At 48.4% G+C, this 7,158-nt stretch carries 7 protein-coding genes and 1 tRNA gene; 5 read left to right on the top strand and 3 right to left on the bottom strand.

All coding sequences use genetic code 11. The annotated features are described in order from the left end of the window. Window positions 1-270: 270 nt before the first annotated feature. From Q7V48_04860 to Q7V48_04840, 5 genes are all read left to right on the top strand, one after another. Window positions 271-777, top strand: a complete 507-nt coding sequence (locus Q7V48_04860; protein MDO9210063.1) for a hypothetical protein — start codon at window positions 271-273, stop codon at window positions 775-777. Window positions 778-800: 23 nt separating this feature from the next. Further along, window positions 801-1,931, top strand: a complete 1,131-nt coding sequence (locus Q7V48_04855; protein MDO9210062.1) for an SPFH domain-containing protein — start codon at window positions 801-803, stop codon at window positions 1,929-1,931. Between the two features lie 98 nt (window positions 1,932-2,029). Beyond that, entirely contained in the window at window positions 2,030-3,517 is a 1,488-nt protein-coding gene (locus Q7V48_04850; GenBank protein ID MDO9210061.1) for a hypothetical protein, read from the top strand. A 317-nt stretch (window positions 3,518-3,834) separates the two neighbouring features. Then, the gene (locus Q7V48_04845; GenBank protein MDO9210060.1) at window positions 3,835-4,980 is read left to right on the top strand and encodes a hypothetical protein; all 1,146 of its coding nucleotides are present in this window, start codon (window positions 3,835-3,837) and stop codon (window positions 4,978-4,980) included. A gap of 216 nt (window positions 4,981-5,196) precedes the next feature. Continuing rightward, window positions 5,197-5,295 (top strand) — tRNA-Sec (locus tag Q7V48_04840). Window positions 5,296-5,929: 634 nt separating this feature from the next. Here Q7V48_04840 and Q7V48_04835 read toward each other — a convergent pair. From Q7V48_04835 to Q7V48_04825, 3 genes are all read right to left on the bottom strand, one after another. Further along, entirely contained in the window at window positions 5,930-6,475 is a 546-nt protein-coding gene (locus Q7V48_04835; GenBank protein MDO9210059.1) for a hypothetical protein, read from the bottom strand. Then, a complete protein-coding gene (locus tag Q7V48_04830; GenBank protein ID MDO9210058.1) occupies window positions 6,476-6,640 on the bottom strand; it encodes a hypothetical protein in 165 nt (54 codons plus the stop codon). A 38-nt stretch (window positions 6,641-6,678) separates the two neighbouring features. Continuing rightward, window positions 6,679-7,158, bottom strand: a 480-nt coding sequence (locus Q7V48_04825) for a Sir2 family NAD-dependent protein deacetylase (protein ID MDO9210057.1), incomplete at its 5' end; no start/stop codon positions are given.

The following is a 7,158-nucleotide window of genomic DNA, read 5'->3' as shown; positions in this document are numbered from 1 at the left end:
CCATGGAAAGTCGAGCGCCTCATGATGCCAAGCGAAGCGCCCTGGCCCCCGAGCCTGAGAAAGCCACCGGTAACGATAACTCTCAAGCAAACTGATTCCTAAACAACAGGTTAACATGAGTCAAATAGAAAAGCCTAATATAAAATTCTTAAAAATGCTCTGTTTCCTTATACGAGAATGAGGCCTTAGCCCAATTTTTCTGATGAGATTTCGCGATATAGTTGGCAACCTTGTTATGCTGACGTAATTTCTTGTGAAGAAAGGAGATCCATGGGTACCCCCAAAGGTTTTTCAGACCGGATAGAAAACTGGTTGGCCAAGATCCCCGGAATTCGCACGTACCGGGACCGCGAACATCGCAGGGAAACCGATAAGCAGCTGCGGGAACATTTAGCCGCTCGCCTTCAAGAGACCCGCAAGTTGCTTAAGCGGCTGATCCTGGATATCAGCCAGAAGGGAGATCTTACCTTCCTGGCTGAAATGGATCGACTCTCTTCCCATCTCCAGCAGATGGTGGACACGATCCGGTATGCCAGTTATGGCTACGGCGGGATCTTCGATTTAGAGAAGATTCGGGAAGAGGAGTTGGACCAACTCTATTCCTTCGATCTCTCTTTGATGGAAGATCTCGATGGGATCCAGGCCCAGATGGAGGAGATGGTCCAGGATGCCTCCTCAGAGGTTTTACGCCAAAGAATGCAGCAATCCGAGAGTCTTGTGGACGCCTTAGAGAAAAAATTCCGGAATCGAAATGATTTTTTAGCCCGACCTGCCTGATCCATTGAAAAGAGGAGGAAATTATGAGTCAGTTTCTAGAAGTCATCGAATGGTTCGACGAGAGCGGCCGCGAAATGGTGCACCGGATACCTGAGTCCGGATCGGCTGAAATCAAGTTTGGAGCTCAGCTCATCGTCAGGGAGAACCAGGCCGCGGTTTTTTTTCGAGATGGCAAAGGGTACGACGTCGTCGGGCCCGGGCGGCACACCCTTTCCACCCTGAACCTGCCTATCCTCACCAAAGTTTTAAGCTTTCCCTTTGGCTTCAAAAGCCCGTTCCGGGTGGAAATCCTCTTCGTCAATTTGAAAGTTTTCACCCACCTCAAGTGGGGGACGCAGGAACCTGTGGCTTTTAAAGACCAGGAGCTGGGGGTGGTACGGCTCCGGGCGTTTGGCAACTATACCATGCGCATCGTCCAGCCTCTTCTGTTCATCAACACCCTGATCGGCACGCAAGGAATTTTCTCCAGCGAAGAGATCTCTAATTACCTTCGAGATGTAATTGTATCCAGGATGAACGATCTTCTGGGGGAAACCCTGAAAAGCATTTTCGAGCTGCCCCGTCTCTACACTGAATTGGGCATAGCCCTGAAAGCCCGAGGGGAGCAGGATTTCCAGAAGTACGGCTTGGAGCTGGTGGACTTATTTATCAACAGCATTACCCCTCCGGACGAGGTCCAGAAGATGATTGACGAACGCAGTGGCATGCAGGCCGTGGGAGACCTCGATTCTTTCTTGAAGTTCAAGGCCAGCAAGGCTCTGGGAGATGCAGCCAAGGCCGAAGGCGGGGTGGCTGGATCGGCGGCAGCTTCCGGCATGGGCCTGGGAGTGGGAGCAGGTATGGGTATGATGCTTCCGGGAATCCTCCTGAAGAGCATGGAAGAGGGGAGTAAAACAACTCCCAGCCGCAAAAAGCTCGAGTGCCCAAAGTGCTATGCCAAAATTCCTTTTGAGGCCCGCTTTTGTCCCTCCTGTGGACATCAGATCCTCAAACTCAACAAGTGTCTTCAGTGCGGAAAAGACCTTCCTTTGGAGGCTAATTTCTGCATGGTTTGCGGAGCCAAGGTCGAGAAGATGGAGCGTCTCTGTTCTAAGTGCGGCACCAAGGCCTTGGCCGAAGCCGTTTTCTGTAACCAATGCGGTGAAAAGCTATAAGGCATGGGGCGCAGATTGGCGCATATATACGCCCCTATCAAAAATTAAAAACACTATGCGCATAGCGCTAAGCGGTTTTCTGCGTCCTAAAATTAAGAATGCATACCCCGGTCGAATCGCAAGTCAGCATCCAAATCCTCTGTCCCCAGTGCGGCGGAGATATCGCTTTTCTGGAAGAAGCCCATGTAATCCGGTGCGAATTCTGTGGCTCATTGCTTTTGGTAGCCGGAAGGGAAGGGGTTCTCCGCTATGTCTTTCCGGCTCAGCTTCAGGACTTTAAAGCAGCCCAGGCCCAGGCCATAGATCATCTCAAAAACATGGGAAGACGCTCCCTGCGCCCTTTGGAAACCTATCTCTTTCATGCTCCCTTTTGGCGCATGCAAGGAAGTGTATATCGATGGGTCTTTGGTTTGAAGCCCATGAAAATCAAGATTGAGGCCGGGGTTCCTCCGCCCATGGAGAGGATAAAGGTTCTTTTGACCCGCTTGTTGGACCACACCATTCCCGGAACCATGGGCCTGGAGATGGGCCTTTCCAATTTAGGAGTTCGCTCTCAGGCCTTTGTTCTGCAGGTTTTTGACCAGGGACACTTGGAAAAAAGAGAGTCTTTTCTTCCCTTAGAGACTACCCTGGAGCAAGCCCAGGCTGAGGCTGAACGGTTTTCTAATTTGTTTTTTGAGGCCGAAGATCTGGTCACGGAAGTCACCCTCCACGGCTTTGTAGGAAGGAGCTTCTCGGTGATCTATTTTCCCATCTGGTACGTAGAGTGCCAACATGCGGAAGGGCGCGAGGTCCTTCTTCTCGACGCCGTAGGGAAGAAAGTACTCAGGGTTACCCCGGATGGATCTTTCATTTTGAATAAGCTGAAAGGTGAAGAGAGTCGCCAGTCTTTCGCCTTCAATGAGCTGCGCTTTCTTCCTTTTCGTTGCCCAAACTGTGGCTGGACCTTCCCCTTTCGCCCTTTCAGCGTTTTACACTTTTGTGGCACCTGCCGGCGCCTCTGGGGTGAGAAGAATGGAGAATGGGCAGAGTTCCCATACCAGACAATTTTATCCGCCCCAACTGGGTCCTCAAAAGGGTTGTTTTGGATACCGTTCTGGCGTTGCCAGACAGTCGTGGAATCAGGGGGGGAACGCCTCGAGACCATGGCAGACCTTTATCGCTTAGCTCCGCCGCCGCGAGTGGTCAACCACGAGAAAGAGAGACGACGGCCCATCTATTTTTTCGTTCCAGCTATAAAGTTTCGGAACCCCCAGCTAATTCACACCCTGGCCAGCCGGCTTACTTTCCTCCAGCCTGAATTTACCACCGGCCCCTTCCCGGTTGGCTCCCGTCCTTCCACTGCCGGGGGAAGCCTTCCTGGCGCAGATGCCCGCGAAATGGGCGCTGTGATTTTAGGTTCGATGATCCCGCAGGGAAACCGCAAAGCCCGGACCTGGCTTAAGGGATGTCAGGTGCAACTCCAGGAGCCGCAGCTCCTTTACTTTCCCTTCACCCAGGTTGATCTTTTCTTAAAAGAACTTTCTACCGGCCTTTCCTTCCAGCGCAACGCCCTTTTGGAAGACCCCGCATCCAATGGCGGATGAATCCAGTCAAATCATCTACGCCTGAGATGGGGGGTCACCAGCCTTCTACGCCGGTCGCAAAAGAAGTAATTTGGCAGGCGAAGGATAGCAAACTGATCTTGCCCACCCCCAGTTTTTTTGAGTGGTTACTTCGAAATAACCACTGCCTTATTTGACCAATCCCGCCAAGGGCGGGACCTTCCTGCCCGAACCGGCACACTAACTGGGAGAAAGGGCCAATCTTCAAAACTGGGGGTGGGCAAGGCAAACTGATATATTGACAGCCCAGATTTATTCCTTATACTGAATGAAAGAAGGATTGAGGGGGGGTTGGCAGAATGAAAAAATCGGAAAACTTTCTGGTAGCGTTACTGATCGCTGCTGTCATCGCCATCTCGTCCATTCCAGCCTGGACCTTAGAAAAAGGGAGAATCATTACTCCCGGAGACTTTTTCCCAGAATATTCTTTTCCTATGACCTTAGCTAAAAATGATGCGGAATATCTGGGACTCCCCCAAAAATTCTTTGGCTTGATCAAGGGGGATTCATTCTCCCTCAAAGATATTAAGGCCGACTTGATCCTTGTGGAATATTTGAATAAGTATTGCTTCTCCTGCCAGCTCCAGGCGCCGGTCATGAACCAAGTTTTTTCGATGGTTGAAAAAACCTCCCATTTAAAAGGGAAGGTAAAATTTATTGGCATTGGGGCCGGGAATAATCAGCGGGAAGTGGATTCCTTCAAGGCAGAAAAGCAGATTTTTTTCCCCATCATCCCAGACTCTAAGTTTTCGGCTTATGAGGCAATCGGAGACCCTGGTGCAACGCCCTTTATGCTCTTAGTTCGCAAAACGGATTCTGGCCTTCTTGTGGCCCATACGAAAGTTGGGCTGACCAAGGACCCGGAAAAAATCCTGAAAGAAATAAACGATTCCTTAAAGGCCGATGTCAACACCCTTTTGAAGCAATACAAAGACCCATCTCTCCAACAGGCTAAAAGCCAAAAACTTCACCTTCGTTACAATGAAGATGAATTGCTGAAAAAAGCCAAGGAATCCATGCTCAGCCCGAGCTGGAAAGTACTCCAGGTGGTCAAAATAAACTTGCCGGACGGTGAAGGAATTTATGTGGGGGAGATTCAAGCCGGAACGGCGAAATCCTATTTATTCGCCAAGCTTGCTAGCCGGACGCCAACCTGCGACATCTGCCATGCCACCCATTTTATTTTCACTTTCAACGAAAAGGGGGAGATTGTGAATTTTCTCCCTCTGCAAGTGACTAAACTGAACAACCTTTCTTGGAATGAAAAAGAAATCGAGCAGATGAGGCAACGCCTTATCGGCCGGTCGATTCTTCAGCCCGTAGACTTCGATCCCCAGGTGGACGCGATCTCCTCAGCGACTATGACGGCAGCCATAATTGTGGACAGTGTGAACAAGGCTAAAGACCTTTATGAGGGGCTGAAGAGCAAAGGATATATCAAATAAAATTCGGAATGCGGAATTCGGAGTGCGAAGATAGGGAGTCAAAAATAGAAATAAGTTCGGAGTTGGGCGTAAAGAACCAAAATATCAATCTTTCGGGAGATTTTGCTCGACATCGCCATAATGGTTGGATATGCTTTTTTAAACTTTTTTCGCTTTTTATGATTGTTTTTTCTCAGTGATCTCTGTGCTCTCTGTGGCTAAAGCCTTTTATTGAGTGGAAGTGGATAGGGCACTGGTGGCTCTCCTGGACTTCAAATCCAGTGCGGGGCGCTGAGCGGCGTCCCGGGTGGGTTCGATTCCCATGCACTTCCGCCAATTTTTTTTGAACTTCAGAACGACGCTTAATCTCCTTCTTTTTCTTTAAGCCTTGCATCAATGAAGCTTTTTATTTCGAAAAAAAAGATAGTTAAAAAGCTGATCCGATCCTGCGCCTTTCGCGTGTCGGTCCTCAAATGACCATCTCTTTCAACGGAATTATCGGAACAATCTCCACCCCACAATGTATTTGTCTGCCAAAACCTTAGCCCCAATTACATGTAAATTCTTTGCGTTCTTTTCCTCTTTCGTAATCCGTAGAGGCGACTTTCTAAGAAAGGATCAGAATTGATAAAATAGGGCCAATCCTCTGAACTGGTCCTCAATTACCGGCATAACGACAAGGTCTATATCTTTCTTATGCAAGGCAACAATAGCTTTAGCTGTGAAAAATCCGATCGCTGACCCGAGGAAGACATCTGAGGCCCAGTGGTCATTATTATGGATCCGCGTGAGGCCAATTAATGTAGCGATCCCATAGGCCAACGGAGGAACCCAGACCTTATCACTATACTCTGACGCGATTACCGTCCCTATCGCGAAAGCAGAGGATGACTGCCAGGAGGGAAAAGAAAGGTGAGAAGTGGAAAAACTCGGCCCATCCCATTTGTTATACTGGTTCTCCTCATTGGGTCTATATCGATGAGTCGTAAATTTCAGGGCTTCCAGTGAAGACACTCGAGAGTACAAGACTCTCCAGGCTTAGCAAGGCAGTCGAGCGGGCTCTTTTATCTCCCTCAGAGCAACCATAAAGGTAGAAAACTCCTAAAGCCGGAAGAATAACGAACCCGTTACCAAAGGGGGTGACTAACTTGGCTACATCGTCGGTGATGGTATTCCGATTCTTCTGCACCCAATCCTGTATATTCTGGTCATAAGCATATAATCCCATAGTTACCGCCGCTACTAACGAAGCCTTCAGCCAATCTTCTTTTTCCCAGCGCAATGGCGAGGTGAGGATAGATTGTGTATCCGTAATATACCCCCGCAAGTAATCTTTATCTAACTCGACTCCATTCGGCCCATCTTTTTCTCCCGGAGACGTCTGCTCAGAGGGTTCCTTGCCGGCGAGCATCTGGGCAAAAGATGGATTAACGAAAAGGATTAAGAGTAAAACACCCTGGAGCCAAACTTTGGAAACTCTTCCCAGGATGAAAAATCTGTCTTTGTTCACTGGCATTTATTTCTTCTCCGCCCGAACAATGAACTTATCGCGGTTAGCTCTTAAAGATGGCATCTTTTTTGTACCTCCAAGCAAATTGACCAATGCCTTTTGCTCAATTACCTTGCTCATCAGAAGCTCTTCAAGGCTAACCGTTTCTTTTGGATCACGGTTTCCGGCCATAAGAAAGACCTCTAAAGTTTAAATTTTCCCCCTAAACGCTATTTCCCATATTCTTTGCCTATCCTTTTAACCTCTTCCACTATTTGAGGCAGAACTTGACCCGTTTTCCCTTGAATTAGATAATCCGATATTTTTTGTTCCGTAAGGGGAGTTGGTTCCGCATTGATTTCAATTAAAATAATTCCAATTCCTTTCTCAAGCTGGCGTCGTTTGGCTACCCGGGGTAAATTGGCGAAAGGATAAACTACCGCTGAAGTCCCACAAATTAACATCAAATCGCATTGCGATGCTTCTTCGAAACTTCTTTCAGCAACATCCGAAGGAATGGGCTCGTTAAAGTGGACAACATCACTTTTTATTGCCCCGTTGCATTTTTTGCAAAGAGGCGGTAATTGATTTTCTCTGTTTAACCTCTCCAAGTCAAATACATTAGGGTCATATCTGGCGTGGCAAGAAACACATCTTAGTTTAAATGCATTGCCGTGATAATCTAAAACTTTTTGGCTCCCTCCTCTTTG

It is taken from the genome of Deltaproteobacteria bacterium, from assembly GCA_030654105.1.
In the GTDB taxonomy this organism is placed as follows: Bacteria; Desulfobacterota; SM23-61; order SM23-61; family SM23-61; genus JAHJQK01.
Note: the sequence above shows the minus strand (reverse complement) of the source record. Positions and strands in the feature narration are given on the sequence as shown.